This window comes from Streptomyces sp. LaBMicrA B280, assembly GCF_049222185.1.
GTDB classification, from domain to species: domain Bacteria; phylum Actinomycetota; class Actinomycetes; order Streptomycetales; family Streptomycetaceae; genus Streptomyces; species Streptomyces murinus.
On record NZ_JBMJCT010000030.1, the window covers coordinates 1 to 26,515 of the forward strand.

A 26,515-nucleotide genomic window follows, 5' to 3' on the forward strand; every position below is an offset into this window, starting at 1 on the left:
TGCCACGCCTTGCAGTCGTTGCGGTTGCCGGGCAACGGCCGGCCGACCGCGACGACCAGCCGAGTATCGGCGTCGATGACGACCTGGTGGTTGGTCGAGTAACCGTCCACGATCAGCACGGTGTCCTTGCGGAACCGCTTGCGTTGCTGGAGCGCGAGCGCGGGTCCGAGGTGGTCGATGATGCGGTCGGCTGCGGACTTGGACACCCCGAACAGCAGCGCCAGTTGGCGGAGGGTGAGGTTCGTTCGCCAGTACGCGGCGACCAGCAGCACGCGGTCCTCCACCGGCAGGCTCCACGGCCTGCCCTTGCGTACCGGATCTGCACCCTCGCGCCGGATGCGCGGTGATCAGCTTGCCGAACTGCCGCGGGCTGAGCCCGCTGAACGGGGCTGTCCAGGAAGGCTCCGATACTGTGATCACACCAGCCACAACAAGATCATCCCACTGTGGCCGGCCTGCTCAAGCACCTCGCAGTCTTCACTCGCTGATACATCTCGCGATCAAGCCCTACCATCGCCGCCATGACATTCGATGTCCTCGCCGAGGACCTCCAGCCCGGTGACCTCTTGGAGCTCTCGACAGAGTCGGGCACCGTGGTCCTCCGGCTGACCCACGTGGAGCGGCGTACCCGAGGCATCAAGTTCATGGGTCGCAATCAGCAGGGGTCCCTGTACTCCAGCGGCATGAAGTACGGCGAGTTGGCACGGTGCGTCAGGCCATAGACCGCTGCACGGACTGCCGGTGGCAGCTACGAGACAGCCCTTAGGCCGTTTTCTGCGGATCATCTGATCGTTGGTTGATGTGTGTCGTTGAGCGATGCACAGTGGGCGTGGACAGAGCCATTGTTGCCGGACCGGGCGCCGAGGAGGGGTGGGCGATGGCGTGATCACCGGCAGGTGATCGATGCGATCGGATGGAAGTACCGGACCGGGGCGCCGCAGATGGCGCTGCCCCCGGAATTCGGTTCGTGGAAGGGGGTCCACAACCGGCTTTGGGGCTGGGCCGCGGACGGTACCTGGGAGCGGGTGTTCACCGCGCTCCTCGCGCAGGAGGACGCCAAGGGCGACCTGGACTGGGGCGTCACGGTCGACTCGACGATCGTGCGCGCCCATCAGCACGCGGCCGGGGCCCGTCGAAAGGGTCCCCGGCCGGCGAGCCGCACGACCATGCCCTCGGACGCTCCCGCGGCGGGCTGACCACGAAGATTCACCTGGCGATCGACGGTCGCTGTCGCCCGCCGACATTCGTCCTCACACCTGGACAGGCTGGCGACGCCCCTGCGTTCGAGCGCGTCATGGCAGCCATTCGCATTCCGAGGCCGATCGGTCGTCCGCGCAGCCTTCCCGAGGCGGTGCCGGCGGCCAAGGCATACTCCTCGAGAGCCTCTGAGATGCCCTACCACCTGTCCAGTGCCTCCACCTTCGTCATGGTGCCTTTACTTCTCTTCGCCGCGGTCGGCGCAGGCGCGCGTTGGCCGCTACTTTCAGGCCTATGAGCAAGCATCTCTCCCTGCGCGAGGCCGTGTTGTCGTGGCTCGAGTACGCGGGCGGCCTGTCCCCAACACCCCAGTCCATCGTGGTACTGATGCTCCAGCCCCACTGGGAGGACGTGGTGAGAGAGGTAGCCGCCGCAGCGCCTAGGGAAGAACACCCCGACCTCTACGTTAAGACCGACGGAGACTGGATCCCGAACTCCCGAACGTTGTTGGAGGCGTCGGGACTGGGCACGGCGGCACGTCTCATTGCCCGGGGCGTGCCGGTTCCCGTCTTCGAGGTCGCGGACAGCTTCGTCACCTTCTGTGCTGGCCCGGCACCGGTCCCCGAGCGATGGCTGCTCCTCAACGGCACCTTCCCTCAGGGAACTCGGATTCCGCTGGGGCGGTACACCCTGCAGACCTTCACTGCGGACGAACTCAATCAGACGATCCCGATGCCTGCGCTGAACGTCCTGCAGCGCCGGAGCCATGATCTCGACCTGATCACCGGCGCACCGTTTCTCCATGTTCCTGATCCCGGCCGTCCGGTCACGCGTCGTCCGACCTGGTTCGACGTCACCGGCCCGCGTGCGGAAGCCCAGCACTGGCAAGCTCTCCTTCCTTTGATGTTGTGGGACAGCGAACTTCTCCGGGTGGACTCGGTCTTCACCGTTGCGCGCGGACGCCTCTTCGATCTGAACCCCAGAGACGTGCCGACGACCATCCAGGTCTATGAAGGCCAGTACGGGAAAGAGGAGGTTGAGGTCCGCGACACCGGAGCCTTCCATGTCCCGGCCGAATATCTTCCGGCCCTGGCTGACTTCTGCACCGCGATCTCGGCGAAGATCGACGCGGTCATGGCAGGCGCGACCCACGAGCGACGCATCCTCAACCGGCGCGCCCGGCGACTCGAGCGCGCAGCCCGGCACCTCCTGGCCGCTTATCAGCGCACCTACAACGACGACGGCGTCTGGGAGGTGGAGACAGACGAACTGCGCCTTGACTACGTCATCGCCCTGGAAGCCCTGCTGATCAGCCCCAACGACACAGGCGGGCGCATCACCGCCAACATCCTCTCCCGCGCGGCTGCACTCTTTCTTACCCGTGACCACCAAGAAGAGGCCAAGGGCATCGTCCGACGTGCTTACAAGGCCCGATCCATTTACGTCCACGGCGACGTGATCAAAAACCAGACAGAAGAGGAGAAACTGCAAGAGCTGCGAAATCTCCGGCTCCTCACACTGCAGGTCATCCTGCGCTGGCTCGTCCTGACCCCTTCCGACACCGAGGACCTCGCGCTCCTGCTCGATGCCGCCGTCCGAAGCCCAGGCCGCCCAAACCGCATCGACCAGCCCCTGCGCGCCTTCTTCACCACTACCCCGCCACACCACCGGCCTGCCGACATCACCGCCCCTTGACCGCTGAGGGAAGCAGCCCGCCGTAAGGGAAGAAGGCCCCGGCGGCCGCTGACGCAGAGCGGGCCTCCGAGGGCTTCATGCGGGTCGCCCGGAGTCGACGGGGGAGGCGGCCCCGGGCGACGATCTGGGGGAGACCACGGCAGTCGTCTCCGCCGCGGGTGCTGGACACTTTCGCGAGAGTCACCAACCACCTGGCGTGACGTTCGTGGATCAGACACACGGCACACCCATCCCGGCCTGCGTCGACGCCACGTCTCTCGCGCCGCAACTCATCCTCACCGGACACGCCCCCGCAGACATCGATCACCTGCTCCGCGAGCAACCCAATGCCGCCAGGAACCTGGACACCACTGCGGCGGCTCATTTCGTCGTTCAGCCTGGCTCTCGCTTGGACGTCAGATGTCCCGCTGTCTAACTCGTTGACGCGCCGCGCCAATCGGGGGCGGCATCTACTGAGAATCCCCAGCGCGTCGACGTAAAACATCGCACCTACGTGCCAACTGACCCCAGAAACTCACCCGCCACCCACGCGGCCTCTCCACGAACCACCGCCGCTCCCCTGAAAACTGGCCGCTACGCCCATCGGGCCAAGACCAGTCCGGTCCGGACGACCTCTTCGAAGCCGCCTTCCGGATTTCACTCCAGGAGCGCCGCGCGTAGCTCGCGCTCGAACTTCGGCTGGGCGTCGCCGAGCTGAGCAGGACTGCTGTAGCTGAAAGAGTGCTGGCGCCGCACGAGTTGGTCGAGTGTGCTGGTCACTCTCCGGTCCCACCGGAAAGTCTGCACGCTGGTGAACGGTGACCGCTTCAAGACCTCCTGGTGGCTCTCCTTGGGATGGCTGTAGGTGCTGGAGCCGCCGCGCCGTTCGGGGCCGAGGTACTTGGTGCGCACGGCGGTGATGACATCGCTCCACCGGGGCAGCTCCACAGAACCGGGGGCTCCACCGCTGGCGAGTGCTGCCGCGCCCTCCGGCACAACCAGCTGGTCGAGGTCTCGCAGAACCTGGTCACGGTCGGCCCAATGGAAGGCGGCACCCATGACCACGAGCGTGCCCCCCGATTTCCAGCCCCGTCAGCTGCGCGGAATCGCCTGGCACCCACTGGACGTTGGCCACGCCCTGCTCGGCGCCGGCCTTGCGCACCTCATCGAGCATGCCGGGCTCCGGATCCACCGCCACGACTTCCCGCACCGTCCGGGACAATGGGAGCGCCAGAACACCGGGCCCCGTCCCAAGATCCAGTGCACGCTGTGTGCCGTCCAGGCTGGAGAGATCACGGAGCCGCTCGAAGAGCTCCGGCGTGTACCCGGGCGGTGCCGGTAGTAGGGGTGGTCGAAGTGAACAACTCGCCCGGGACGTACGACATGAGCGGACCTCTCGATGCTGCATGGAAGAACGACGGAGTGCCGCGGGCGCGGTGCGCCACTCAACGGTCCACTCGGGAACGGGAGACTGGAGTCATGGCCGCCACGAAGACGGGTGATGTCTACGCAGCCAGTGCTGTCGAGTGCGGCACGGTTGGCGCTACGACACCTTGACAGGCCACATAACGATGACCTGGTCCATGGTGCGGGTCAGGGTGTGGTCCCAGCGGGCGGTGTCGATCTGGGAAAACGGGGAGCGGGCGAGGACGGCCTGGTTGGCGTTCCTCGGGGTGAGAGTAGGCGTCGGAGCCGGCGCGGCGCTCGGGGCCGAGGCAGCGGGTGCGGACCTCGTCGACGAGGTGGCGCCAGAGGGCGGGCTCGAGCTCGCCGGGGGCGCCGCCGGAGGCGAGGACGATCGTTCCGCCCGGTTCGGTGATCCGATCGAGGTCTCGGACGACCTGGTCGCGGTTCATCCAGTGGTAGGCCGCGTCCATGACGGTCAGCGGGGCGGGTCCGATTTCCATTGCCATAAGAACCCCTAACGAAATGCTCTCCGAGGACTTGAGAGCTAACTCAGGGGTTCGTGAACGAACGCGGTTGCTACTGTCCGGACGTGGCTCTGACTGACCTCAAGAACGGCTTTCGTGACGATGAGCAGCGGCGGCGCGTCCAGAGGATCATTCATGATCGCCTCGCAGACGACCGTGACCCGCAGGAATGCCGCTTTCTCATGCGGTTCTGGTGGCAGCTGGTCATGTCGTACCAAGAGGTGTCGGTGGACGAGCTCAGCCTGAAGGTCGGCGAGCCGAAGCTGGACGTAATCGAGGCGCTGATCAGCGCCATCAGGTCGTCCCATGCGGACATCGACGCCTGGGTCACCACCACACAGCAAGTCTTCCCGGTGGTCCAAGATCGCGGCTTCAGGGCCGCCCAGGACGACGAACGTTAGCGCGGCCGAAGCTTCTTCAGCCGTCGCCAGCAGATGATGCCGCAAGCGAGGCTGAGGAGGCCGGGGGCGGGGCTGTCGACAAGAGCAGGCCATCCTCCACCCGGCAGGTGACAGCCAACTCCTGAGCGCCGTCTGGGACGCCACCCGGCAAAGCCCATTGCGCTCCGGTACGCCCGGCATCCAGGAGCAGGTCCTGCCAGCCTTCGTCGACGTCCTCGAAGGCCACCTCGGCCGCCTGCGACGGCTGGACGACAGCGGCGGAGTCCTGTCCCAGCGGTACGTGCGCATCGAACTCGCCGGCCTCCTCGACCTGGTCCGCAGCAGCGGCTATACCAGCGAAGTCGCCCACCAGCCTGTTGGCCACCGCGAGCGGCATGGCCCAGCTCAGCGGGTGGGTGGCCTTCGACGCCGACCTCCACGCGGCCGCCCAGCGTTACCAGCTCCTCGCGATCCGCCTCGCCTGTGCCGCCGACGACACCACCACGGTCGTCAACGTCCGTGGCGTGCTGGCCTACCAGCGCGCGCGACCGGCAAGCCCGCCGCCACCCTGCGCTACGCAGAAGCCGCCGTCGACCACACCGGCCGCAGCAGCCCCGTCGTCCGCGCCCGCGCCTGGGGCCGCATGGCTATCGCACACGCCGCGAGCGCCGACATCAGTGGCTTCAGGGGATCCACCGACTGCTGCCGGATCCTCCTGGAACATCGCCGCGACGACGACCCTCCCTCCCTGTACTGCTCCACCTCCGAGCAAGTCTCCGCCGAGGCAGGCCATGCCTTCGTTGAACCCGCCGCCATCAACCCCGCCCACACCGGGCGCCTGCTCGCCGAGGCGACCACGCTCCTGCCCCCTCACCGACCACGGCCCCACCAGCGGGTCCCCCCCCGCTCCGCCCTCCTGCACGGCGTCCACCTCGCGCACTCCCACCTCCTCGCCCACGACCCCGGGGCCACCGCAGCCACCCTCCTGCAACTCGCCGACCGCGTACCCGAGGTGCAGTGCGTCCGCTGCCGCAACCTCCTGCGCAGGATCCGCCGCTCCGCCGGCACCCGCATGCGCGCATCGGACGGTGCCCGTGCGCTCACCGCCGTCGACAGGGCACTGTGGGCTCCATGACCTCCGTGACCGCCGCGCCCTACGACCACCCTGACGCCCGCCGCCTCACCCGGGCCCTCCGCGCCGAACAACTCGGCCTGTACGGCTTCGCCGATGACCCGGACACCACCCCTGAGGCGGACTTCGCCCCGCCCACCGGCCTGTTCCTCATCTTTTACGTCGGCCAAGAGGCGGCCGGGTGCGGAGGAGTACGCCTCCTCGACGAGCACACCGCGGAGATCAAACGCATGTACGTCTCCAGTGACGCCCGCGGCCATGGAATTGGCCGGTACCTCCTCGAACACCTCGAACGGCACGCCGCCGGCCGCGGCGTCACGCGGTTCATGCTGGAGACCGGACGGCGCAACACCGCCGCCCTGGCCCTCTACGACCGCACCGGCTACCTGCCCTGCCCCTCCTACGTCGCCGGACGCGACCCACGAGTCAACCGGGCCATGACCAAGTCCCTCGGCAGCAGCTCACCGCGATAGCCGGAGGACCGCCCCGCCCGACACCGGCCTCCGGCCAAGGAGGGTGAAGTACTCCGTCGCGATGATCGACTCCCGCTCCGCTGCGGGAAGCCGGGAGAGGATTCCGGGCAGGGGCCGCTCCCGCGCTGCTTCACTGCGGTGTGCCAAGATCGCCGCCAACTTCCGGTCCGTGCAGTCGCTCACATCGACCGTCTCGGTGACGTGCTCGTCCGGCACGCTGAGCACCTTCTTGCCGACCCGCGTCAACAGCGCACCCAGTTCCCCCACTCCCGAATCCGGATGCGTTGCGGCGTACAACGCATCGGGCTGCCACGGAGCCCCGGCCTGCGGGTAAAGGTGCTCCAGGCCCGCGGCGTGGAACGCCAGCAGGGTCGCCTGGTGGGTGCGGAGGTGATCCGGGTGGCCGGTCAGCTGGCCGTAGGCGTCGTGGGTGACGACGACCTGTGGCCGTACGGCGCGGATGTGTTCGACGATCAGCCCCGCCACCTCCTCTAGCGGGGCGTCACAGAGCCGGGGCCGGCCGGGCGCGGATTCGGGGATGCGGGCATCGGCGAATCCCAGCATCCGCGGCCTGCCCGCTCCCAGGATGTCCAGGGCGTCGGCGAGTTCACCGGCCCGGTGGCTGTCCGGTGCCCAGGTGGCGGTGATCACGGCGGTCGCGGCGCCTGCGGCGGCGTGCTGCGCGAGGACGCCTCCGGCCAGGAGGGACTCGTCGTCCGGATGGCCGAAGACGCCCAGCAGGGACGGCCGGGGCGCGGAAGAGGACGGAGGCACGGGTAAGGCCCTTTCTGTCGAACGTGGTAGCGGGAGGGGACGGCGTCGGGCTAGCGACCGGGGGAGGCGTACGGCTGGAAGTGGGCGGGTGGGTGATCGAGCGGGAGAGCGGGGTTCCAGGCGGTCAGGCACTGGGCGCTGGGCACGAACAGCGGCTGGGGCAAGGCGTCGAGGGGCCAGAATCGCCAGGATCCGATGGCCTCCTCTCGTTGCTGAGGGATGCCGGACCAGCGGGTGATCAGGGCGGGCACCGTCAGCCGGACGATGTCGCCCACCCGGTCCAGGAGCGTGCCCAGCACCTCCACGTCATCGGGCTCAGCCACGAGGCCGGCCTCCTCGAAGAGCTCGCGCACGGCGGCCTCGGCGAAGGTCTCGCCCGGCTCGACGGTCCCGCCGGCGAGCTCCCAGGTACGGCGCCGGTGTCGGCCGAGCAGCACGCCGTCCGGGCCGTGCACGATCACCCCGACTCCCAGGGCGGTGTTCGGCGGCGGAGGTGCGCTGGTACGGGGACGGCTGGGCACGCGGTTCGAACGGCGGACCGTGTACAGCCGGTAGGAGAGGGCGTTGTCGGCCGCCGGGGCGTCGATCGCCGTGACCGATTCCAGGGTGAGGCCGTGCTGGACCAGGAGGTCTTCCCACAGCTGCGCCCTGAGGACCCACATGTTCACGGGATGGTCCTGGGTGGATCCGGGCAGTCGCAGGATTTCGGGCCGCGCGCTCACTTCGTTCGAGGGCCCGACGCCGTCCGAGTTGGTGTGCAGCGCGGAGAAGACCAGGCGCCCGCCCGGTCTGAGGCCGTCGGCCAGGGCGGGCATCAGCCGGTTGGGATCCAGGTACGGCAGGGAGCCGACGGAGTAGATCAGGTCGTACGGGTCGGCGTCGCGCAGGTGGGCCACCGCGTCGGCGCAGACCAGGTGCAGGCCGGGGTGGTCCCGGTAGCGGGCGAGGGCGCGCTGGTGCTGGGCGGGGGAGGCGTCGACGGCGGTGACCTCGGCGCCCAGGGCGGCCAGGTGTGCGGCCTGTCGGCCGAGGCCGCTGCCGAGGTCGAGGACACGCAGTCCCGCCACCTCGCCGAGGGCGTTGATGCCGGGGCCGGTCTCCGGGATGCCCCAGTCCCATCGGTCCAGTTCGGGCAGCTGAAGTCCTCGGGTGATCTGGTGGGTGCCGTAGGTGTTCCAGATGTCGACGGTGTCCTTCTCGGCGGTCACCGAGTCCTCCATCGGAAAGGGGGGTGAGTGGGGGTCAGTGGCGCAGGGCGTAGCAGCGGAGCACGTCGAGGTCGGCGGTCTGGACAGCGGACCAGCCGAAGGTGAGGATCTCGGTCTCGGCGGGGCTGACCGGGCGGCGGCAGGTGATGACCGCGTACGGGGGCTCCGGCAGGCCTGTGAGGTCGCTGGTGGTGATGTCGGCGCACTGCCACGCCGGACCGGGAGCGGGGCCTTCGTCGTCCGCGGCGGGTGCGACGGCGCTGGGGGAGATGTCGATGCCGGTGGTGCGGTATCCGAGCTCGTGGTGAAGGTGGCGGGCCAGGGCGCCATCGCCGCAGCCGAGGTCGAGGGCCGGGCGTCCGCGGCTGGGGCCGAGGTATTCATCCATCAGCCGCTGCTCGGGGCCGTCGAACTGCCGGTAGCGGCGGCCGCCCGCCCAGTGCAGGTCCCAGTACGCGGTGGTCGAGGTCGTCGTCATGGGGCTCCTTTACGGGCGGGTGGCACGGCGGTGCGCGCGGGCGGGACGGGCATGTCCCGCAGGGCGCGGACAGGGGAGACGAGCAGAAGGATCACGGGGACGATCTGGAGGACCGCTCCGACGGCGAAGGTGCCGCGGACGCCGAGGAAGAGGACCAGTGCGCCGGCGGCCGCGGTGGCCAGGGGCCGGGCTCCGGCGGTCACCGTGGCGCTCGCGGCCTGCATGCGGCCTTGGAAGCGGGGCTCGCACAGGATCTGCCTGAGGGACCTCTGGCTCGTCCCGGAGACTGTGGCCCAGAACAGCTGAACGGCCAGCGTCCCGGCGAGCGCGATCTGCCACTGCGATCCGGAGCCGGCGAGCAGGAGGGGGATCTGAGCGAGCGGGCTGACCGCGAATCCGATGATGATCGTCGGCCCGATCCCGATCCGGGAGGCGATGCGCGGGGCGAGGAGCGCCCCGGCCAGGCTGCCCGCGCCGCCGACGCCCATGATCACGCCGAACGCTGTCGGGGATACGTGCAGGTCGGCGAGGAGGTAGTACGCCCAGTACGTGTTCATGACCGCCAGGCCGAAGCTGAGCGTGGACAGGGCCGCGATCACCGTGCGGATCGTGGGCTGCCCGACCACGTAGCGCAGGCCCTCACCGATGTCCCGCGCAAGGCTGCGGCGGCCCTCGGATGGCGCGGCGACCGGCTCGGGGGTGCGGATGCGCCACACGAGCAGGGCGGAGACGAGGTAGGACAGCACGTCGGCGAGGACGGAGCGGGCCGCGCCGACGGCACCGACCAGCGCCGCGCCCGCGTTGCTGCCCGCGCTGTCGGCCACCGACGAGGCCGCGCCGAGCCTCGAGTTCGCGTGCTGCAGCAGGTGAGGTTCGACGAGGACGGGCAGGTAGCTGATGGCGGCCGCGTCGTGCACGATCTTGATGATTCCCAACACGACGGCGACCGCGTACATCTGGCCGATGCCGAGCACCCCGGCGAAGTCGGCGGCCGGGATGGTCGCCAGGCCCGCCGCGGCGGTAAGGTCCGCGGCGATCATCTGGGGGCGCTTGGCGTACCGGTCCGAGAGCGCGCCGGCCGGAAGCGCCACGACGGCGTTCGGCAGTTGGCCGAGGAAGGCGAGCGCGGCGATCTGAGTGGTGGAGGCGTGGAGTTCCAGTACGGCCAGGGCGGGGAGGGCGACGGTGCTGACCGCGGATCCCGACAGGCTCGCGCACTCGCTGGCGACCAGGCGGCGCAGATCCGGGGAGGTGGCCTTCACGGCCTTCGCCGTCCGGGTCGAGGTCGTCACCCGGCCTCACCGCCCGGCAGGTCCGGGGAGATCACCCTGGCGTAGAGCGGGCCGGTACCGAAGTGACTGAGGATCGCGTGGGTGACGGGGTGGCAGCCCATGCTCACCTCGGTGGCACGGGCGAGCACCGGCCGCGGCCGCCCGGTCAGCCAGGTCACCGTGACTCCCAGCAAGGCGCGCGGACCTGCGGCCCGGCGATGACGGTCAGCTGCGAGGCCGCCTCTCGCAGCCGGTCGGTGATGTCGGCGGAGGCGACCAGCGCGGTGAGGATGCCGGTGACGGCGAACAGGCCCAGTGCGGCCGGCACACCAGTGCCGATCCGGCACGCGAGCAGTCCGGCCGTAGCGCCCCGGTCCACCTGCCACGCCATCCTCGTCGTCGTCATCTGCGCGCCGCCGTCCTGGAGCCGGGACTCGTCCCGGTACTGGAACTCCTCCTCCTGCGCCGTCCCGCCGCTGTCGAGTTAAGTTCCCTGCGCTTCGTCCCTGCTCGGCTGCGCTGCCGGAGGTCAAGTCGATCCCCCTGTCGGTCGGTCACGGCTGGTCCGCGAGGCTAAACGACGCAACCCCCGATATCGAACGCACGTTTTTGGTCGGTCCTGAAGTCCCGGGACAGAGCGTTCGAGGAACCGTGGAAACGGCACGGACCCAGCTCCTGCAACGGCACTGTCTCCAGGGGGGGGTGGCCGAATCGCCGAGGTTCCAAGCGCCGTACACCAGAGGGCGCGTTGGTGGGTGCGAGGGCGACGCCGCCCTCGCCCCGCACATCCATGCCGCGGTCGGACGCAAGGACCAAGCCGCCGTGGGAGGCGTGGCTTGTCTGCTGCGGGCGGAGGTGCAGTTCCGTGGCCGCCCGCGTCTCGAACTCCCCGAGCCTGGGTATGCGCCGGTACGCATGGATCAGGTGCTCGAAGCGGTCCCGTGAGGCGCCCCATCGATGTGCCGACGGCTGCCCACCGTGCACCCGTCAGGCCGTCTTCGGCGGTTATGTTTTCAGTCAAGTCGCAGTGGGCCGCGCCGAGGCCGCAAGGGTGCCGACTGACAACCTTCCGTCAACGCGGTGATCTGATTCCGCCTCCCTCGTTCGGGTTGTCGCAGTACCCGAGCCCCGACCCGGCACCGCCACCGGCTGCCGGCGGGGGACCGGCCGACCAAACCGACATCGCGGCCCCATGCCGCATGAATCGGCTGACAGAGGCGAGGAACGCGGCGTCCAACACTGGCTCTTCGGGGCGAGGGCGACCAGTTCGGCATCGCACAGGCGGGGTGTAGCGCCGACCGACGGGCGCCGCGGCACCGCGTAGGGATGCTCGTCGCATAAAGTGCGCGCGCATGGGTGGCCACGGCGTTCGCCCAATGACGATCTTGGACGCCTTCGTTCTCGTCTCAGGCACCCCTCGGGCCGCACCACCAGGAGGAATCAGTGTCATCCCAGCAAATGATCACCCCCGAGGAAAAGCTGGCCGAGGCGAAGAAGCAGCTGAGGTTTCCGCGAATTGTTGTGATTTGCGGCTCCACTCGTTTCATGGCCGAAATGGCTGAGGCCGATGTGCGGGAGACCGAGGCCGGGCGGATTGTCGTCAAGCCGGGTTGCGACCTGAAGTCGCCGCACGAACTCTGGTCCGATCCTGTCGAGGCCGATGCGCTGAAGGTTCGACTCGACGCATTGCACCGGTCGAAGATCTTGCTTGCTGATGAGGTGCTCGTTGTCGGCGACTACATCGGAGACAGCACCCGAGCCGAAATCGCCTACGCACGGTCGCTGGACAGGCCGGTGCGGTTCACGCACCCCGAAGTCGACCCCGACGCCTGAGTGCCCCCTCACTCTCCGCAGGTCCCCCTTGGATTGGATCATCTAGCGGCTGGCGTGGTGGTGAGAGCGTGCTCACCCGGATCCGGGTGAGACGCCCTGCGGTCATCTGCACACGGGTCCCGTCCGCACCGCATAACTCGCAGCAGGGAGAAGGGAAGACAGGGGTGATGCCGTGACGATCACCCCACTGTTCGCCGCTTCGATGGCGGATCTGACGATCGAGCGCATCCGGGCGCTGGCCGCGCGCTCGGATCAGGTTGAGAGCCAGACGCTGGAGTTCAAGCGCGAGTACTCCTCCAGCCTGTTGAAGTCGATCGCCGCCATGGCCAACACCTACGGCGGCTTGATCCTCGTCGGAGTCAACGACCGCGCCGCCGACGGCGAAGACCGGGTCGTAGGCGTCGACGCAGAGAGCGCGCTCGACCGGATCGTCAGTGGCTGCTACGAGAAGTTCGACCCGCCACGGGAGCCCAAGTTCATCGCGGTGTGTCCTGGCGTCCCAGCCCGACGCTGCGCGGCCTGCACCAGCTCCCCGTTACCTTCGGCTGGCGCGGATCGCGGATCGCGGATCGCGGTCCGGCCGTTCCGCCGGGTTCCGGTACCACGGACGGCCGGACCGGCCGGGTCCGGTCAGCGGGGCTCCGGGACCATGGGCAGCCGCCCGGCGGTCAGGCTCATCTCGGCGCGCGGCGAGACCGTGGTCCCCGGCACAGGCCGCAGCCGCCAACGGGCGGCGAGCGCGGCCAGCGCCAGTGTCGCCTCCGTCATCCCGAAGACGTCGCCGATGCATTTGCGGCTGCCCGCGCCGAACGGCAGGTACGAACCGCGCGTGACCTCCTGGGCCCGCTCGGGGAGCCACCGGTCCGGGTCGAAGACGTCCGGGCGCGCGAAGAACTCCGGAATGCGGTGGATGACGTACGGGCTGATCAGCACGTCCGTCCCGGCGGGGAGCCGGTGGCCGGCCAGTTCGGTGGGCTCGGTGGTCATCCTGGTGTACATCCAGGCCGGCGGGTAGAGCCGCAGGGTCTCGGTGAAGATCCGCTGCGTGTGGACGAGCCGGGGGACGTCCGCGTACTCCGGGACGCGGCCGCCCAGCACCTCGTCGACCTCGGCGTGCAGTCGTGCCTCCGCCTCGGGGTGCGCCGCGAGCAGGTGCCAGGCCCAGGTCAGGGCGCTCGCCGTGGTCTCGACACCGGCCAGCAGCAGCGTCATGACCTGGTCGTGGACCTCCTGGTCGGTCATCGCTCCGCCGTCCTCCTCGTCCCGCGCGGCCAGCAGGGCCGACAGCAGGTCACCGCGGTCCTCACCCGAGCGCCGGTAGTCCCCGACGATGCCGTCGATGAGGCTGTGCAGCCGGGCGAGTGCCGCGTCGAACTCCCGATTGGCGGCGAGCGGAAGCCTGGCTACCAGGCCGGTGGGGTCCATCGCCCGGCGGAAGGCGCCATGGACCATGACGGGCAGGCTGCGCTGGATCTCGGCGACCGAGTGCGGCGCCATCTCCGTCGAGAACAGCGCACGGGCCGTCACCCGCGCGGTCAGCGCCTGCATCGCGTCCGCCACGTCCAGGGGCAGACCCGCCCGCCAGGTCTTCGCCTGCGCCCCGCACTCCTCCTGCATCACCGCGGCGTATGCCGCGATGCGCGCGGTGTGGAAGGCGGGCTGGACCATGCGGCGCTGGCGGCGGTGGTCGGCCCAGTCGGAGGTGATCAGCCCGTTGCCCAGGATGGGGCGGGCCTTGTCCTTCACCGGCCCTCCGGTGTCGTAGACCCGCGCGTTGCGCAGCACCTGCTGCACCAGCTCCGGATGGCAGGGCAGGTAGGCCGGCTTGGTGCCGAGGCGCAGTTCGACCAGGTCGCCTGCGGCGGGCAGCGAGCCCAGGAACTCCAGCGGGCGGCGCGCGAGTTGGACGGCGTGGCCCACCAGCGGAAGCCCGCCTGGTGCCCTGGCGATCCGCCATCTGCGCGTGGCCGGGTCGGAATCGGTCTTCATGCCGGGTGTGCCCTCCGGGAGTGGTGGCAGTGACGGGAGCGAGCGGGCGGGCTGGGGCGAGGGGACGGCAGCGGGCCGGTCGGGGCTGAGGCCGAGGGGACGGCCGGACCGGCCGGGGCCGGTCAGCGGCGTTCCAGCACCATGGGCAGCGGCCCCGGCTCCAGGGTGGCCTTCGGCTCTGGCCGCAGTGCGGAGCCGGGCTCCGGGCGCAGCCGCCAGCGTGCCGCCACGGTCGCGACGATGAGCGCGGTCTCGGTGAGCGCGAGGACGTCGCCGATGCACTTGTGGCTGCCCGCGCCGAAGGGCAGCAGCGCGCCGCGCGGCACCTGCGCGGCGCGTTCGCCCGCCCAGCGGTCGGCGTCGAAGATCTCCGGGTCGGGGAACAGGTCGGGGTTGTGGTGGAGGGCGTAGGGGCTGTAAAGGATCATCGTGCCCGCGGGGACTTTCCGCCCGCCGAGTTCGACGTCCTCCGCGGCGACACGCATCGCCATCCAGGACGGCGGATAGAGCCGCAGCGTCTCGGTGATGACATTGCGGATGTAGGGCAGGGCCGGCAGGTCCTCATGGACGGGGGTGCGCCCGCCGAGCGCCGCGTCCACCTCGGCGTGCACCCGTTTCTCCACCTCGGGCAGCCTGCCCATCAGATGGAAGACGAAGGCCAGGGTGGAGGCGGTGGTCTCGCTGCCGGCGACCAGGAAGGTGACGACCTGGTCGAGAAGCTGGCCGTCGTCGAGCTTCTGCCCCGTTTCCGGGTGCTCCGCCCGCAGCAGGGTGGAGAGCAGGTCGCCGTGGTCCTCGTCGGACCGCCGCCGTACGGCGATCATGTCGGCCACGATCTGCCGCAGCCGCGCGTTGGCGTGGTCGTAGGCGCGGTTCGCCGGTGTGGGCAGCTTCTCCATGATGCCGAGCGGGGCGACCGTGCGTTTGTAGATGCCGTGCGAGACGGTCCGCAGGCACTGCCTGGCCTCCTCGACGGTGGCCTCGTCGAGACCGGTGGAGAAGAGGGTACGCGCGGCGACCCGCATGAGCAGGGAATGCATGGCGTCGCCGATGTCCCGGGTCTCCCCGGCCCGCCAGGCGTCGGTGACGGTACGGGTGTCCGCGGCGACTGCCGTCGTGTAGGCGGCGATCCTCGTCGGGTGGAAAGCGGGCTGGATCAGCCGCCGCTGGAAGCGGTGTTCCTCGCCGCGGGACACCGACAGGCTGTTGCCGAGGAGCTGGCGCGCCTTGTCGAAGACGCCGCCCTTGTCGAAGAGCCGGGGGTTGAGCAGCACGTGCCGGACCAGCTCCGGGTGTGCGGCGAGGTAGGCCCGTGCGGGTCCCAGCCGGACCTCGACCAGGTCACCGTGGGCGGGGAGCGAGGCGAGGAACTCAAGGGGACGCCGCCACAGCGCGGGCACGTGTCCCAGCAGGGGCAGGGCGCCGGGCGCGGTACCGGCCCGCCAGGACCGGTCCGTCACGGAGGTCTTCGAGGGGAGCATGCCGAGGTCCCTACTGGATCAGCGAGTTGACGTCGTTCACCGGGGCCTGATAGCGCCGGTCGCGGGTGGTCCACACGAAGTTGCCCTGGATGAGGTCCAGCAGGACATCCCGGCTGACGTCGTCGAACGCCCGGATGCACTCCATGTCCTCGGCCATGTCGTCGAGGCGGTCCTGGAAGAAGCGCCGAAAGTCGGTCTCGTCGCTCATGTCGCACAGCCGGAAGCAGTTGGTCGTCTGGCCCAGGGCCTGCTCACGGTCATAGGAGTAGAAGTCGTTGACGATGGCCAGCCCACGCGTGGTCATGCGGGCGGCGAGGCCCGTCCTGGCGTGCTCGGTCAACTCGCGGTGGCGGTAGATCGGGTACGACATCCGCATCCAGAAGTCCACTCCGACGTCGGTGACGCGGAAGCGGAAGTACTGTTCGGGAGAGGTGCCGCAGAGCACCTCCTTGAGCCGGGTGTCGCGGAACATGTGGTCGCTGGTGACGAAGGCGCGGGCGCCCTCGTAGGCGAAGCCGGCGTCCTCGGGGGAGTAGTACCGCTCACACACCGCGCGCAACTGCGGCAGGAAGAGGCCGAAGTCGTGCAGGGCGGCGTCCATGTCGTCCCACACGAAGGTCACGCAGTTGAGCACGCAGACGGCCTTGAACGCCTCCATGTCCTTGATGTGACGGGCGCTCTGGGACCAGCGCACGACATCCATGTAGGAGATCCAGCGCTTGTCCGAGACGGTCTTGCCCAGCGGGGCGACCGCGCGGTTGCAGGCGTCGATGACCTCGCGCAGCTCCGCGTCCGTCATCGCCACCTTCTGGGCCTCGTACCCGACATGGCGGTCGAGGAGGGCGGCGAAACGGTCGGTGCTCTCCTGCCAGTAGCGGGCGGCGCCCGCGGGGGCCGTGGTCGCGGGTGCGGTCAGGTCCGCGGTCATGAGTTCCTCCTGGTGGCCATGACGGCGAGGTGCTTGAGGGCGGTCACCGCGTCGGCGGTGAAGGGAGCGGTCTCCAAGACCTCGACGGCTCGCCGGAAACGATCGTCGATCATGTGTTCTACGGTGTCCCGGGCGCCGGTGGCCGCGAACAGCGCACGGACCTCCTCGGCGCCCGTTTCGTCCAGAGCGGGGTCGCCGATCAGCGTGCGCAGTCGGGCGTGTTGGGCTGCGTCGGCCGTGCGCAGGGCGAGCGCGACCAGAGTCGTGTTCTTGCCGGCCCGCAGGTCGTCCAGACGGGACTTGCCGGTGTCGCGAACGTCGCCGTACACCCCCAGCAGGTCGTCGCGGAGCTGGAACGCCTCGCCCAGGGGCAGGGCGAACGCCGTGCAGGCGGCGAGGGCCGCGGCGTCGGCTCCCGCCAGGGCGGCGCCGATGTGCAGGGGGCGCTCGACGGTGTACTTGGCGGTCTTGTAGCGGTTGACGGTCAGAGTGGCGTCGACGTCGTCGGTCGGCTCGCCGGTGGCGTGGAGGTCCAGGTACTGGCCGAGCATCACCTCGGTGCGCATCTCGGAGACGAGCGGCAGCACCGCGGCCGACTGCGCGGGAGTCAGGCCCGCCGTGTGCAGCAGCTGGTCCGACCAGGTGAAGGCGAGGTCGCCCAGCAGCACCGCGGCGCCCAGCCCGAATCGCTCCGTGCGGTCGTCGCCCTCCTTTCCGGCCAGTATCCGGTGGATGGTGGGACGGCCGCGCCGGGTGTCACTGTCATCCATGATGTCGTCATGGATGAGGGCGAACGCGTGAAACATCTCCAGGGAGGCGGCCACGCGCAGGACCGACTCCGGAACGGTTCCACCGCCGACCGCCTGCCAGCCCATGACGGTCAATATCGGGCGAATCCGCTTGCCGCCGACCATGAATTCTTCGAGTAGTTTCACGAGCCGGGTCATCCGGGCATCGCCGGTAAATTCTCTGCGGTTCTCCAGAAAATCAGCGAGAATACTGTCGACGGAGTTCTTCGTGAAACTCTGGTCGAGTATTCCGGGAGATATCGTCTGGGTGCTCATATTTCTGTGCTTCATCCCCACTCGTTGAAGCAGTGCAACCGGCTGCGCGTCCACGGCCGCGTTCACACGGGCCACGGCACGCGAAGATGCCGGACACGTCGGGCGTATCGCAGTGAAACAGTCGTGCGGTCATACGAAAGCGCCGTACGGATACGCGGACGCGTCGTATGTGCGCGCATACGGGCGCGTACGGACGGACAAACATGGATACGGCCGGGCACTGTGAATTCAGCCGGGCTGTGCGGCGCGGCGGACAGGAGGCCGGGCCGGCGTCAGGAGACGAGATCGACGCGGAGTTCGCTGAGCCCGCGCTTGTTGACCTGTGAACGCCAGACGACGCCCTCGCGACTCGGTCTGATGTCGCGGTGGCGGCGCGGCAGTTCGGTGAAGACCGGCTTGGCCCCCGCCTTCGCCAGGGCGGCACCGATGCAGTGATGGGGGCCGCCGCCCAAGGACAGCGGGCGCACGTCGGGACGGCGCAGGAGGGCCGGCATGCCGTTGCCGATGAGGTTGGCGGTGGTCTCGTGGCCGCCCAGGAAGAACATCATGACGTTGGCGATGATCTCCTCGTCGGAGAGCTTCTCGCCGTCGAACTCCGCCAGCAGCAGCCGGGAGAGGAAGTCGTTCCGCGGAGCCACGCGGCGCTGCTCCACATGTCCGGCGATGTCGGCGCCGAACTCCTCGGCCGCATCGTTCATGGCCCGACGGGTGGTCTCGTCGACGGCCGGGTCGATGACGTGGCCCAGGGCGTCGGTCCACTTCCGGCAGAGGTCACGGTCCTCCACGGGGAGACCGCCCAGGCCGCAGAACACGGTCACCGGCACCAGGGCCGCGAGTGATCCGATCAGGTCGAAGTCCCGGCCTTTGCCCATGTCGTCCATGATCCGGTGGATGATTCCGGCGATCCGGGACGCCGTTTCGTTGATCGCCTTGGCGGTGAACAGCGGGTTGGCCGTCCCGCGCGGCCGGCGATGCGCCGCGCCGTCCCGCGTGAGCATCCACCTGCGGCTGGCCTGCCTGATCGGACTGTCCTGGCCGCCCCGTTGCGCGGCCCATTCGGGGTCCTTCGGGTATTCGCTGCTTAATCCAGTATTTCTGATGAGCGATGCGACCGCTTCGTATCCCGATACCACCCAATGGCCGTAGGATGTCCGGTGGACCGGTTCCACGTCCCGAAGTCTTTTGCGGAGCGGGTACGGGTCGGTTCGCAATCGTGGGTCACGAGCATTGAACAAAGGTTTACTGCCCGTTGCTTCCATGCCTGTCTCCCCCATGAAAATCGGCAGGCGGGGCCGCAGGCCACACTCACGGCCTTGGACCCGCTGGCCGAATAGTAGGCACAGTACGGCCGCACATGACAAGGCCCGTCAGCCTGGACAGGACCTCAACTCGCTATTAGTGTCCAGTCGTTGACTCAGGCACCGATCGGACCTGCGGGGGGAGGCGGAGGTCGTACCGGTATATGCCTCCTGGGAGGCGGCCGGCCGGGTGCCGCGTGACTTTTATCTCAGGCTTGGGGAAACCGGGCATCTTCGGGTTCGGTATCTTCGGTATCCCGGAGGAGTTCGGCGGCAGCGGCGAAAAGGGCTTCAGGTACAACGCCGTCATTGCCGAGGAGTGCGCCTTGGCCGGTGTCACCTTCGGTGGCGCCAGCGCGCATCCGGCCCCGCCGGCCACCCCGGTGCAGTACACGAGCTGTCCGAGGACGGCACCCACCACTTGCCGAACGGGGCCAAGGCCTATGTTTCCGGGGCCGCGGTCCTCGAGCACGAGGACGTCGAGTTCCTCGCGGAGTGCGGGGACGAGGATGAAGCGGGCGGTGCCCGGAACGTGGCGTCACCGTCTTCCACGACACGGTCCGGGCCTGGTGCGCCACACTCGGCGCCGCCTACGCTGCGCAGTTGCGTCGCCGGTGGCTGCGTCCCGGCTCACCCCCGATCGGCTCGCCGCCCCGGCCGAGCTGGGAGTCGGACGGGCATAGCTCGCGAGGCCCTGGGTCCGCACGGTCCGGGGCGTCTTCGGTCGACCGGTGACAGCGCGGTCGGACCGGTCCGGCTCCTTCGCCGACGCTGGTGAGCCGCCGTCGCTGCCTCACTCCGGCCAGGGGTTGTTCCGGATGATCCCGACGAAGTCCTTCCGGCGGAACGAGGGGTCGAAGTGGGCCAGCACGTCGTCGTTCATGGTTCCGAAGGTGGTGCCGGGGCGGTCGGCCATCCCCTCGTAAAAGGCCTTCAGGATGCGGTTCTTGAAGTCGGGACGCGCGTGCGCGGCCACGACATCGGCTCGCTGCTGTGCGGTGATCTCGGCGAGGCCGAGGCCGAGGCCGAGGACGTCGGTCTCGACGCCGAGGGTCACCACGGCGACCTCCGGCGCCAGCTGGAGCGGCACCTCGGGGTCGACCTCGAGCCCGCGTGCGGCCGCCTTCAGCGATCCCCAGAGATAGACGCGACGCGAGTGGTTGAAGATCGTCTCGTCGGCAGCGGCACGGACGAGATCGGTGGCCTCGCGGACCAGCTGGGTGTCGGGGATGACGATCTCCGCGATGTTCTCCGACATGAAGCCCTCCTTGCCCGGGTGGAGTGAACCGCGTTCAGCGTTCCTCCCGATCGCGGTCCGGCCCACCGCCCAGACTGCCGGGTGCCCCACAGCCCGAATCGAGCAGCGCTTTCGCATGATCGAGACGAACCTGCTCGACGAACTTCGCCGGAGTGGTGTCCATCTCGGCTGCGAACATCCGCGCCAGGTGGCGCGGGCTGACGCCGATCAGGGCGGCCAGTGAGCCGACGGTATGGGGGAGTCCGGGCCGCGCCGCGACCAGGTCGACCACAGAGCGCAGGGCCGGTGCACGGGGAGGGCGTACCTCCAGGGGCGCCGAGAACTGGGGCTGCCCCCCGGGGCGCTGCATGAACACCACGAGGCTGCGGGCGACATCGCGCGCCAGGTCGCCACCGTGGTCCTGCTCCACCAGCGCCAAGGCCAGGTCAATGCCGGCCGACACGCCTGCCGAGGCGACGATGCCGCCCTCCCCGGCTCACCTGACTCCCACGCCGGCCGTATCGACGCGACCGGCCTCCACTTCGACTCCACCGAACAAGCCGTCGGCGGGGCCCGCCACGTCATGGCCGCCATCCTCGACTGGTTCGACGGCCGCCCCGTCACCGTCCCGAGCGTCCACCCCGGCTCCCGGCCGATCATCATGGACACCGCCAGCGCCTTGGCCTCACCGAGGCTGACGCACGCCACTCCCTGGGCACCCTGAGCGAGGAAGGCAACCGCCCGCCGATGGCGCCCAGGCCCTGATGGTCGCCTACGAGCCCGGCTTCAGCGTCTCCGCCCTCCATGGCACCTGGGTTAACTGATCTGCGGACGCCCGAACGGCCGCTCCTCGGAGGGTGAGAGGCGAGCCTTCGAGATCAGCGCATCGACGTCGGTCACGCGCGGCACACTGGCCACAGGAAGCGCCCGCTTTCTACGTCCCCCGTCGAGGCGGGTGGCCTTATGTACCCCGGCCACACCTTGACCACGTCGCCCAGGCCCAGAACCGTGGGGGCACTTTTTCGCTGCCGATCATGCCTCGCCGTCGGGTCGGCTGGTCCTGTTCAGGCTGCCGGGGCAGACAGAACGGTCTTGGCAACCAGGCGGAGATTCCTGATCATCGGATTAGGGTCGCTCTTGCGGCTGACCAGCACGACGTGGCTGGGAGGAGCGCCCTCGATGGGGACAGTGACGAGGTCGGGCCGCAGTGAGCTGCGCCGATCGCCGACCGGGAGCACGGCGATCGCCCTCCCGCTCGCGACGAGTTCGAGCTTGTCGTCGTAGCTTTCGATTGACGGCAGGCCCGCCCCGAGGATTCGGTAGGAAGCCCACTCCGCGGTTTCGAACGCGCACGGCGCCACCTCTTGGCCGGCCAGTTCTTCCGCGGTCACCGACGCGCGGTCGGCCAAGGGGTGCTCGCGCGGGACCACGAGCATCCGCGGCTCCTCGTACAGCAGGGTGATGGACAGGTCGTCGGCGGCGAGCGGCAGCGGGGCTCGCGCGATCAGGGCGTCGACGCGCTTGTCGGACAGTGCCCCGACGTCGCGGCAGCTCAGATGCCGGGTGGTGATCTCGGCGTCCGGGTGACGGCGGCGCAGTTCCCGTACGGCAACCGTGACGACCAGGTCTTCGACGTAGCCGATGGCGATTCGTTCGGTCCGGGCTTCTGCACGCACGGCCAGCTCGGCCTGGCGGGCGGCCCGCAGCAGGGCTTGGGCCCGGGGGAGGAACGTCTGGCCGGCCGGAGTGAGCCGGGTGCCCTGGGGGTTGCGGTCCAGCAGTCGTGTGCCGAGATATTTCTCGAGCCGCTGGATCTGACGGCTCAGCGCCGGCTGGGCGACGTGCAGGTCGGCGGCGGCCCGACCGAAGTGCTGGTGCTCCGCCACCACGGTGAAGCAGCGCACGAGCCGCAGTTCCAGGTCCTGTCCGAGATCGTTCACTCTTGCAGGATACGCATCATGCCATTTCGGAATGACCGGGCTGCCGAACCGGTCTTGGACGGCGGGGCCGTCCCGGGTCTTGACTCAAGGAGCAACGTTTCCGCGAGAAAGAGACAGCGTGATGAAGGCGATCCAGTTCCACGAAGCGGGCGGGCCGGAAGTCCTGCAGTACGACGAGGTGCCGGTTCCCGAGATCGGCCCGGGTGAGGTGCTCGTCCGAGTGCACGCGGCGGGCGTCAACCCGCCGGACTGGTACCTGCGTGAGGGGATGAAGGTCATGCCGGCCGAGATGAGGCCGGCGCTGCAGTTCCCCCTGACCCCTGGAACGGACATGTCGGGCGTGGTCCAGGCGCTCGCTCCGGACGTGCGGGGGTTCGCCATCGGCGACGAGGTCTTCGGCATGCTGCGGTTCCCCGGATTCGACGGCCGGACGTACGCCCAGTACGTGGCCGCGCCGGCTTCTGACCTGGCACACAAGCCGGCCGGTATCGACCACGTGCAGGCGGCTGGAGCACCGATGGCCGTGCTGACCGCCTGGCAGTACCTGGTGGATCTCGGCCACGACGTGCCGTCCCCTTTCACCGGCCAGGTACACCAGCCGGTGCCGATCAGGCCCGGGATGACCGTGCTGGTCAACGGGGCCGCCGGTGGAGTGGGCCACTTCGCGGTGCAGTTGGCGAAGTGGAAGGGGGCACACGTCATCGCGGTGGCCTCGGGCCGGCACGAACGGTTCCTGCGCAAGCTCGGCGCCGATGGGTTCATCGACTACACCACGACGCGGGCCGCGGACGTGGTCAGCGGCATCGACCTGGTGGTCGACACCGTCGGCGGGTCGGCCAGCTCCCGCTTCCTGACCGTGCTCAAGCGCGGCGGCACCATGCTGCCGGTGTTCTTCGCCCAGTACGACCCGGCAGAGACGGCGCGCCTGGACATCACCGTCTCGAACATTCAGGTACGTTCCAGCGGACCCCAACTCGCAGCCATCGGGCGCCTGTTCGACGAGGGTAAGCTCCAGGTCGGGGTGGACAGCACCTACCCGCTGTCCGAGGCGGGCAGCGCACACATGCGAGCCGCGCAGGGGCATATCCAGGGCAAGATCGTGCTGAAAGTGGTCTCGTGATCGCCGTACACCAGCGGTCGGCGGCGAACCGTGCCGGTGATGAACCATGTGGTGGTCATGATTTTCCTTCGCGAACAGGACAGCAAGGACGGCACAGGCCAGAAGGCCATCTTCTGCGCCCCGACAAGGAGTTCTGCGAGGACTGTCAGTGGGCGCACCTGGTCTTGCGCCACCGCCACAACGGGGAGTCGATCCGCGCGGCCTCATGCATGGGGCCGTGTTCCTCGTGGCGGAATCAATTCATGAAATGAGACGAAGATGAGATCGATGGAGCCCTTCCGCGACGAGGCACGCAACCGTGGCATACCGGAGGACGAGGTTGAGCGATGGCTCAGCGGCACCCTCCGACCCCGCGCGATGTTGGGCCGTCCCGGTCAGAGACACCCCGACGGCCCGGTGGCCGGACGGGTCGGCGGACTGCCACCGATGCCCGAGGGCGAGCCCGTTCCGAATCTTCCGTTTCTCGCGTCGGTCGACCTGGCGGCCCTCGCCCCGGGCGCGACGGACCTCCCCCTCCCGAAGGACGGCACACTGCTCTTCTTCGCGAACACAGAGATTCCGTGGGGGGACGCCGACTGGTCCAGGCTCGTCTACGTCCCGGCCGGCACACCCGTCTCCGAACGCGCTCCGGAAGATAACAGTCAGCCGCACCCGGCCCACGATCTGTATCTGACGATCGATCCCTCACTGCCCAACCGTGCTGAGGACACCGGCGAATTCCCACACAGCGAAGCGCTGAGTGAGGTGTGGTGGGAGACCTCTGACCAGATGCAGACGAGCGGACCGCTGCAGATCGGCGGCTACCCCTGGGTCTGGAACAACGATCCCACCGACGCCCCCGGCGACTGGGTGCTGCTCGCGGAGATCGGCGGAGACCTGGTCGAAGGCGATCTGGGTCGTGTCTACTGGGTGATTCGCCAAGGCGACCTGGCGAACGGCCACTTCGACCAGGCCTCGGCCTGCTACGACATGGCCGGCTGACGCGACCTCAGGCAAGGAACGTACCTTCGAGCTGGTCGCGGGCCCGCTTGGTGCCGAGGCAGCTCACAAAGCATGGTCAGGCGTAGGCCGCTCCCTGCGATGGTCCCCGATGTTCCGCAATGTCGGGGCGGGGCGGTCTTCCGGCGCCGCGCCGCGCCCGACGCACCCCCAGCCCCTCCTCGAAGCGATCGGCAACCCGCGCCGTGCGGAAGCCCACGGCACCCGGGAGCAGGCCGGACCCGCTGCCGCGAGCGCTCGAACTGCCGTACGTGACGCACAACCTTCTCCACGATTCCCAGGGACGGGCCTCCACGCTGGGACCGCGCGGAGGCGGTACGGCTGATGGCCGGCCGGCCGGCCGTTCCGCCACCCGGCTCCGCGTCACCGCCGGACAGCGCCCTCTGGGGACGCGGCCGTGCGGATCGATCACCTTCCGTGGGGCGGGGGCCGGACAGCGGTTGCGGCGGGAGCGTCAGACGGGCGGGCAGCCGAACCAGTCGACCGCGCCGGTGCCGCCGTCCGAGGTGTAGCCGAGGCACCTGATGGTCCTGCCGTGCACGGTCGTGGACCGGTCGACTCCAGCGTCCACGCTGTCACCCTTGTAGTGGCGCTCGACGAGGGTGTCGATCTCCACGGTGTACCACCGATGCTCCTTGGACGGGATGCTGCACCCCCGAGCGGTCACGGTGCGGCTCGGCCCGCTGCTCCACACGTCCTGCTCGGCACGGACGCAATGCGCGCCCGCGGCTGCGACGGCGGGAGGAGTTGCGGACACGAGCGGGGCCAGCGCGCCTATGGTGATCGCCGCGCCGACGCCAAAAAGGTGTTTCACAGTCGGGTTCATTCTTGGATCCTCCTGCCGGGCAGGGTCATCGACCGGAGCCGTGGTGTTGTCATCTCCTGGTGATCGTCACACCCAAGCGTCGGTCCCGGCCCGGTGGCCAGGGGCTGGTTCCTCCTACCCGGTGACCCTGGTGCTGCCAATGCAGCAGACCGACGAGATGCACCGCTCGACACCGGAACCGGGTGCTGTCGCCAGGGAAGCCGGCGGAACTCGCTGGGAAGCGCCGCCGAGCTCGTCGGCATCTGTGCAGCCCCCTGGGGCCTGACCGCACGGAGGGGGCGGTGGTCGACGTAACGCTCTCCTGACATAGCAGTTCGCCTTTCACCCGAGAAGATGTCCGTCCGAACAACAGACTTACCGTCCACCGCTGACAACCCCGGGCCGAGTTGCGAGCGGTACCGCGGAGCGGTATTGGACAGTGGGCGGAGGGCGATACGCCAGGCTCATGCGACGCCGGCCCGGACCTCGGATCGCCCGAGATCTCGTACCTCACTGTTCTGGACGCGCGATAGCGTCGCTTCTAGGGCTCGTCAGGGAAGGGACGCCACCAGATGCTGCCCAGCAATGGCGCTGCCGACAAGGATGACCGGAAAAGTCTGATTCTCGACTTCGCGGGAGTGCTCACGGCCAGCCCCATCCCTACTCATCGTGAGTGGTGCATGTCGGAGGGGCTGGAGCCAGGGGCGTGGCGGGCAACGCTCAACGATCACCCCGAAGGTCGGCGGCTGTACGCGGCGCTGGAGATCGGGGCGATCGGGCAGGCCGAGTGGAACGAGGGGACAGCGGTGCTGCTGGGGGAGCACGTGGACCCCATGGACCTGATGGGGCGGGCCTGGGCCGAGGTGCCTCCGGCGCGTCGGATGATCGCGCTCGCCCGGGCCGCGCGGGCCGCCGGTCACCGGCTCGCGCTGCTGTCCAACAGCTTCGGGCTCGATCCGTTCAACCCGTACGAGCACGTGGGGATCTGGGACCTCTTCGACGTGCACGTCGTGTCCGAGCTGGAGGGACTGGCGAAGCCAGACCCGGCGATTTACCGACTGGCGCTGGAGCGGATCGGGTTGCCTGCCGAGCGGTGTGTGTTCGTGGACGATCACGAGGTGAACCTGCCGCCGGCGGCCGAGCTGGGCATCACGACCATTCATGTCACCGACGAGGACAGGGCCGTGGCGGAGCTGGAGGCTCTTCTCGGCGTCACGGCTGTGCTCACGGTCTGAGCGTCAACTGCCGCCTGGCCAAAGGCTGTCCGCCGCCCGGTTTCTGTGAGTACTGTCCGTTTGGGGCC

The 26,515-nt window shown here is 69.1% G+C and carries 29 protein-coding genes and 4 pseudogenes; 14 read left to right on the plus strand and 19 right to left on the minus strand.

The features are described 5' to 3' along the window. Positions 1-429: pseudogene (locus tag ACLF5H_RS24105) on the minus strand (helix-turn-helix domain-containing protein); the annotation flags it as partial. A 92-nt stretch (positions 430-521) separates the two neighbouring features. Here ACLF5H_RS24105 and ACLF5H_RS24110 point away from each other — a divergent pair. From ACLF5H_RS24110 to ACLF5H_RS24120, 3 genes and pseudogenes are all read left to right on the plus strand, one after another. Continuing rightward, on the plus strand, positions 522-722 hold the full coding sequence (locus ACLF5H_RS24110) for a hypothetical protein (protein WP_421678113.1): 201 nt from the start codon (positions 522-524) through the stop codon (positions 720-722). A gap of 81 nt (positions 723-803) precedes the next feature. Then, a pseudogene (locus tag ACLF5H_RS24115) lies at positions 804-1,384 on the plus strand (IS5 family transposase); the annotation flags it as partial. A gap of 107 nt (positions 1,385-1,491) precedes the next feature. Then, entirely contained in the window at positions 1,492-2,892 is a 1,401-nt protein-coding gene (locus tag ACLF5H_RS24120) for a hypothetical protein (protein WP_421678114.1), read from the plus strand. Between the two features lie 636 nt (positions 2,893-3,528). Here the strand turns inward: ACLF5H_RS24120 and ACLF5H_RS24125 are convergent. After that, positions 3,529-3,930, minus strand: a complete 402-nt coding sequence (locus ACLF5H_RS24125) for a hypothetical protein (RefSeq protein WP_421678115.1) — start codon at positions 3,928-3,930, stop codon at positions 3,529-3,531. Then, a complete protein-coding gene (locus ACLF5H_RS24130) occupies positions 3,899-4,279 on the minus strand; it encodes a class I SAM-dependent methyltransferase (RefSeq protein WP_421678116.1) in 381 nt (126 codons plus the stop codon). Before ACLF5H_RS24130 ends, ACLF5H_RS24125 begins: the two co-directional genes overlap by 32 nt. Before the next feature lie 163 nt (positions 4,280-4,442). On the opposite strand from ACLF5H_RS24130, the gene ACLF5H_RS24135 reads away from it, so the two are divergent. Further along, positions 4,443-4,796 carry a hypothetical protein gene (locus ACLF5H_RS24135; protein WP_421678117.1) on the plus strand — a complete coding sequence of 118 codons (354 nt, stop codon included), beginning with the start codon at positions 4,443-4,445 and terminating at the stop codon, positions 4,794-4,796. Positions 4,797-4,867: 71 nt separating this feature from the next. Continuing rightward, positions 4,868-5,203 carry a hypothetical protein gene (locus ACLF5H_RS24140; RefSeq protein WP_421678118.1) on the plus strand — a complete coding sequence of 112 codons (336 nt, stop codon included), beginning with the start codon at positions 4,868-4,870 and terminating at the stop codon, positions 5,201-5,203. 16 nt (positions 5,204-5,219) lie between these two features. On the opposite strand, the gene ACLF5H_RS24145 is transcribed toward ACLF5H_RS24140, so the two are convergent. After that, positions 5,220-5,579, minus strand: coding sequence for a hypothetical protein (locus ACLF5H_RS24145; protein WP_421678119.1), 360 nt, complete (start codon positions 5,577-5,579; stop codon positions 5,220-5,222). A gap of 246 nt (positions 5,580-5,825) precedes the next feature. On the opposite strand from ACLF5H_RS24145, the gene ACLF5H_RS24150 reads away from it, so the two are divergent. Together ACLF5H_RS24150 and ACLF5H_RS24155 are read left to right on the plus strand one after the other, a co-directional pair. Next, positions 5,826-6,317, plus strand: a complete 492-nt coding sequence (locus ACLF5H_RS24150; protein ID WP_421678120.1) for a hypothetical protein — start codon at positions 5,826-5,828, stop codon at positions 6,315-6,317. Continuing rightward, complete coding sequence (locus ACLF5H_RS24155) at positions 6,314-6,787, plus strand: GNAT family N-acetyltransferase (protein WP_421678121.1); 474 nt, start codon at positions 6,314-6,316, stop codon at positions 6,785-6,787. Before ACLF5H_RS24150 ends, ACLF5H_RS24155 begins: the two co-directional genes overlap by 4 nt. Here ACLF5H_RS24155 and ACLF5H_RS24160 read toward each other — a convergent pair. From ACLF5H_RS24160 to ACLF5H_RS24185, 6 genes are read right to left on the minus strand one after another with little or no spacing between them, the layout of a single operon-like run. After that, on the minus strand, positions 6,776-7,561 hold the full coding sequence (locus ACLF5H_RS24160; protein ID WP_421678122.1) for a PIG-L deacetylase family protein: 786 nt from the start codon (positions 7,559-7,561) through the stop codon (positions 6,776-6,778). The genes ACLF5H_RS24155 and ACLF5H_RS24160 overlap by 12 nt on opposite strands. Positions 7,562-7,611: 50 nt before the next feature. Then, positions 7,612-8,769, minus strand: a complete 1,158-nt coding sequence (locus tag ACLF5H_RS24165; protein WP_421678123.1) for a bifunctional class I SAM-dependent methyltransferase/NUDIX hydrolase — start codon at positions 8,767-8,769, stop codon at positions 7,612-7,614. A 34-nt stretch (positions 8,770-8,803) separates the two neighbouring features. After that, complete coding sequence (locus ACLF5H_RS24170) at positions 8,804-9,247, minus strand: class I SAM-dependent methyltransferase (protein ID WP_421678124.1); 444 nt, start codon at positions 9,245-9,247, stop codon at positions 8,804-8,806. Next, a complete protein-coding gene (locus ACLF5H_RS24175; protein WP_421678125.1) occupies positions 9,244-10,539 on the minus strand; it encodes an MFS transporter in 1,296 nt (431 codons plus the stop codon). The genes ACLF5H_RS24170 and ACLF5H_RS24175 overlap by 4 nt, the downstream gene beginning before the upstream one ends. Continuing rightward, positions 10,536-10,697 (minus strand): hypothetical protein, encoded by a 162-nt coding sequence (locus ACLF5H_RS24180; RefSeq protein ID WP_421678126.1) that lies wholly within the window; start codon positions 10,695-10,697, stop codon positions 10,536-10,538. The genes ACLF5H_RS24175 and ACLF5H_RS24180 overlap by 4 nt, the downstream gene beginning before the upstream one ends. Further along, on the minus strand, positions 10,694-10,924 hold the full coding sequence (locus ACLF5H_RS24185) for a hypothetical protein (protein ID WP_421678127.1): 231 nt from the start codon (positions 10,922-10,924) through the stop codon (positions 10,694-10,696). The genes ACLF5H_RS24180 and ACLF5H_RS24185 overlap by 4 nt, the downstream gene beginning before the upstream one ends. A 1,052-nt stretch (positions 10,925-11,976) precedes the next feature. Between ACLF5H_RS24185 and ACLF5H_RS24190 the strand changes: the two genes are divergently transcribed. Together ACLF5H_RS24190 and ACLF5H_RS24195 are read left to right on the plus strand one after the other, a co-directional pair. Further along, a complete protein-coding gene (locus ACLF5H_RS24190; protein ID WP_421678128.1) occupies positions 11,977-12,351 on the plus strand; it encodes a hypothetical protein in 375 nt (124 codons plus the stop codon). 202 nt (positions 12,352-12,553) lie between these two features. Continuing rightward, a pseudogene (locus ACLF5H_RS24195) lies at positions 12,554-12,820 on the plus strand (helix-turn-helix domain-containing protein); the annotation flags it as partial. Positions 12,821-12,981: 161 nt separating this feature from the next. Here the strand turns inward: ACLF5H_RS24195 and ACLF5H_RS24200 are convergent. The 5 genes from ACLF5H_RS24200 to ACLF5H_RS24220 form a co-directional block, all read right to left on the minus strand. Beyond that, positions 12,982-14,340, minus strand: a complete 1,359-nt coding sequence (locus tag ACLF5H_RS24200; RefSeq protein WP_421678129.1) for a cytochrome P450 — start codon at positions 14,338-14,340, stop codon at positions 12,982-12,984. Between the two features lie 122 nt (positions 14,341-14,462). Then, the gene (locus tag ACLF5H_RS24205) at positions 14,463-15,821 is read right to left on the minus strand and encodes a cytochrome P450 (RefSeq protein WP_421678130.1); all 1,359 of its coding nucleotides are present in this window, start codon (positions 15,819-15,821) and stop codon (positions 14,463-14,465) included. Between the two features lie 10 nt (positions 15,822-15,831). Beyond that, positions 15,832-16,749, minus strand: a complete 918-nt coding sequence (locus ACLF5H_RS24210; protein ID WP_421678131.1) for a terpene synthase family protein — start codon at positions 16,747-16,749, stop codon at positions 15,832-15,834. Beyond that, on the minus strand, positions 16,746-17,813 hold the full coding sequence (locus ACLF5H_RS24215; protein ID WP_421678132.1) for a polyprenyl synthetase family protein: 1,068 nt from the start codon (positions 17,811-17,813) through the stop codon (positions 16,746-16,748). Before ACLF5H_RS24215 ends, ACLF5H_RS24210 begins: the two co-directional genes overlap by 4 nt. Positions 17,814-18,085: 272 nt before the next feature. Continuing rightward, positions 18,086-18,811, minus strand: a complete 726-nt coding sequence (locus tag ACLF5H_RS24220; RefSeq protein ID WP_421678133.1) for a cytochrome P450 — start codon at positions 18,809-18,811, stop codon at positions 18,086-18,088. A 433-nt stretch (positions 18,812-19,244) separates the two neighbouring features. Between ACLF5H_RS24220 and ACLF5H_RS24225 the strand changes: the two are divergent. Next, positions 19,245-19,468, plus strand: a pseudogene (locus ACLF5H_RS24225) (acyl-CoA dehydrogenase family protein); the annotation flags it as partial. A gap of 436 nt (positions 19,469-19,904) precedes the next feature. On the opposite strand, the gene ACLF5H_RS24230 reads toward ACLF5H_RS24225, so the two are convergent. Continuing rightward, positions 19,905-20,369 (minus strand): diguanylate cyclase, encoded by a 465-nt coding sequence (locus tag ACLF5H_RS24230; RefSeq protein ID WP_421678134.1) that lies wholly within the window; start codon positions 20,367-20,369, stop codon positions 19,905-19,907. Positions 20,370-20,403: 34 nt separating this feature from the next. Next, complete coding sequence (locus ACLF5H_RS24235; RefSeq protein ID WP_421678163.1) at positions 20,404-20,532, minus strand: hypothetical protein; 129 nt, start codon at positions 20,530-20,532, stop codon at positions 20,404-20,406. A 69-nt stretch (positions 20,533-20,601) separates the two neighbouring features. Here ACLF5H_RS24235 and ACLF5H_RS24240 point away from each other — a divergent pair, with 69 nt between their 5' ends. Further along, positions 20,602-21,072, plus strand: coding sequence for a hypothetical protein (locus ACLF5H_RS24240; RefSeq protein WP_421678170.1), 471 nt, complete (start codon positions 20,602-20,604; stop codon positions 21,070-21,072). Between the two features lie 340 nt (positions 21,073-21,412). Here ACLF5H_RS24240 and ACLF5H_RS24245 read toward each other — a convergent pair whose 3' ends face one another. After that, the gene (locus tag ACLF5H_RS24245; protein ID WP_421678135.1) at positions 21,413-22,288 is read right to left on the minus strand and encodes a LysR family transcriptional regulator; all 876 of its coding nucleotides are present in this window, start codon (positions 22,286-22,288) and stop codon (positions 21,413-21,415) included. Positions 22,289-22,409: 121 nt separating this feature from the next. Here ACLF5H_RS24245 and ACLF5H_RS24250 point away from each other — a divergent pair, with 121 nt between their 5' ends. Together ACLF5H_RS24250 and ACLF5H_RS24255 are read left to right on the plus strand one after the other, a co-directional pair. Further along, positions 22,410-23,408 (plus strand): NADP-dependent oxidoreductase, encoded by a 999-nt coding sequence (locus ACLF5H_RS24250; RefSeq protein WP_421678164.1) that lies wholly within the window; start codon positions 22,410-22,412, stop codon positions 23,406-23,408. Positions 23,409-23,666: 258 nt separating this feature from the next. Then, positions 23,667-24,389: a DUF1963 domain-containing protein gene (locus ACLF5H_RS24255; protein WP_421678136.1), complete on the plus strand. Its 723-nt coding sequence runs from the start codon at positions 23,667-23,669 to the stop codon at positions 24,387-24,389. 472 nt (positions 24,390-24,861) lie between these two features. On the opposite strand, the gene ACLF5H_RS24260 is transcribed toward ACLF5H_RS24255, so the two are convergent. Beyond that, positions 24,862-25,233 (minus strand): hypothetical protein, encoded by a 372-nt coding sequence (locus ACLF5H_RS24260; protein ID WP_421678137.1) that lies wholly within the window; start codon positions 25,231-25,233, stop codon positions 24,862-24,864. A gap of 551 nt (positions 25,234-25,784) precedes the next feature. On the opposite strand from ACLF5H_RS24260, the gene ACLF5H_RS24265 reads away from it, so the two are divergent. Continuing rightward, on the plus strand, positions 25,785-26,447 hold the full coding sequence (locus ACLF5H_RS24265; RefSeq protein ID WP_421678138.1) for an HAD-IA family hydrolase: 663 nt from the start codon (positions 25,785-25,787) through the stop codon (positions 26,445-26,447). The last annotated feature ends 68 nt before the right edge of the window (positions 26,448-26,515 follow it).

Coding starts and splice junctions, on each gene's coding strand:
- ACLF5H_RS24110 (WP_421678113.1), top strand. CDS start 522: ATGACATTCGATGTCCTCGCCGAGGACCTCCAGCCCGGTGACCTCTTG.
- ACLF5H_RS24120 (WP_421678114.1), top strand. CDS start 1,492: ATGAGCAAGCATCTCTCCCTGCGCGAGGCCGTGTTGTCGTGGCTCGAG.
- ACLF5H_RS24125 (WP_421678115.1), bottom strand. CDS start 3,930: ATGGGTGCCGCCTTCCATTGGGCCGACCGTGACCAGGTTCTGCGAGAC.
- ACLF5H_RS24130 (WP_421678116.1), bottom strand. CDS start 4,279: ATGCAGCATCGAGAGGTCCGCTCATGTCGTACGTCCCGGGCGAGTTGT.
- ACLF5H_RS24135 (WP_421678117.1), top strand. CDS start 4,443: ATGACCTGGTCCATGGTGCGGGTCAGGGTGTGGTCCCAGCGGGCGGTG.
- ACLF5H_RS24145 (WP_421678119.1), bottom strand. CDS start 5,579: ATGCCGCTCGCGGTGGCCAACAGGCTGGTGGGCGACTTCGCTGGTATA.
- ACLF5H_RS24150 (WP_421678120.1), top strand. CDS start 5,826: ATGGCTATCGCACACGCCGCGAGCGCCGACATCAGTGGCTTCAGGGGA.
- ACLF5H_RS24155 (WP_421678121.1), top strand. CDS start 6,314: ATGACCTCCGTGACCGCCGCGCCCTACGACCACCCTGACGCCCGCCGC.
- ACLF5H_RS24170 (WP_421678124.1), bottom strand. CDS start 9,247: ATGACGACGACCTCGACCACCGCGTACTGGGACCTGCACTGGGCGGGC.
- ACLF5H_RS24185 (WP_421678127.1), bottom strand. CDS start 10,924: ATGACGACGACGAGGATGGCGTGGCAGGTGGACCGGGGCGCTACGGCC.
- ACLF5H_RS24190 (WP_421678128.1), top strand. CDS start 11,977: ATGATCACCCCCGAGGAAAAGCTGGCCGAGGCGAAGAAGCAGCTGAGG.
- ACLF5H_RS24200 (WP_421678129.1), bottom strand. CDS start 14,340: ATGAAGACCGATTCCGACCCGGCCACGCGCAGATGGCGGATCGCCAGG.
- ACLF5H_RS24205 (WP_421678130.1), bottom strand. CDS start 15,821: ATGCTCCCCTCGAAGACCTCCGTGACGGACCGGTCCTGGCGGGCCGGT.
- ACLF5H_RS24210 (WP_421678131.1), bottom strand. CDS start 16,749: ATGACCGCGGACCTGACCGCACCCGCGACCACGGCCCCCGCGGGCGCC.
- ACLF5H_RS24215 (WP_421678132.1), bottom strand. CDS start 17,813: ATGAGCACCCAGACGATATCTCCCGGAATACTCGACCAGAGTTTCACG.
- ACLF5H_RS24220 (WP_421678133.1), bottom strand. CDS start 18,811: ATGCTCACGCGGGACGGCGCGGCGCATCGCCGGCCGCGCGGGACGGCC.
- ACLF5H_RS24230 (WP_421678134.1), bottom strand. CDS start 20,369: ATGTCGGAGAACATCGCGGAGATCGTCATCCCCGACACCCAGCTGGTC.
- ACLF5H_RS24235 (WP_421678163.1), bottom strand. CDS start 20,532: ATGGACACCACTCCGGCGAAGTTCGTCGAGCAGGTTCGTCTCGATCAT.
- ACLF5H_RS24240 (WP_421678170.1), top strand. CDS start 20,602: ATGGGGGAGTCCGGGCCGCGCCGCGACCAGGTCGACCACAGAGCGCAG.
- ACLF5H_RS24250 (WP_421678164.1), top strand. CDS start 22,410: ATGAAGGCGATCCAGTTCCACGAAGCGGGCGGGCCGGAAGTCCTGCAG.
- ACLF5H_RS24255 (WP_421678136.1), top strand. CDS start 23,667: ATGAGATCGATGGAGCCCTTCCGCGACGAGGCACGCAACCGTGGCATA.
- ACLF5H_RS24260 (WP_421678137.1), bottom strand. CDS start 25,233: ATGAACCCGACTGTGAAACACCTTTTTGGCGTCGGCGCGGCGATCACC.
- ACLF5H_RS24265 (WP_421678138.1), top strand. CDS start 25,785: ATGCTGCCCAGCAATGGCGCTGCCGACAAGGATGACCGGAAAAGTCTG.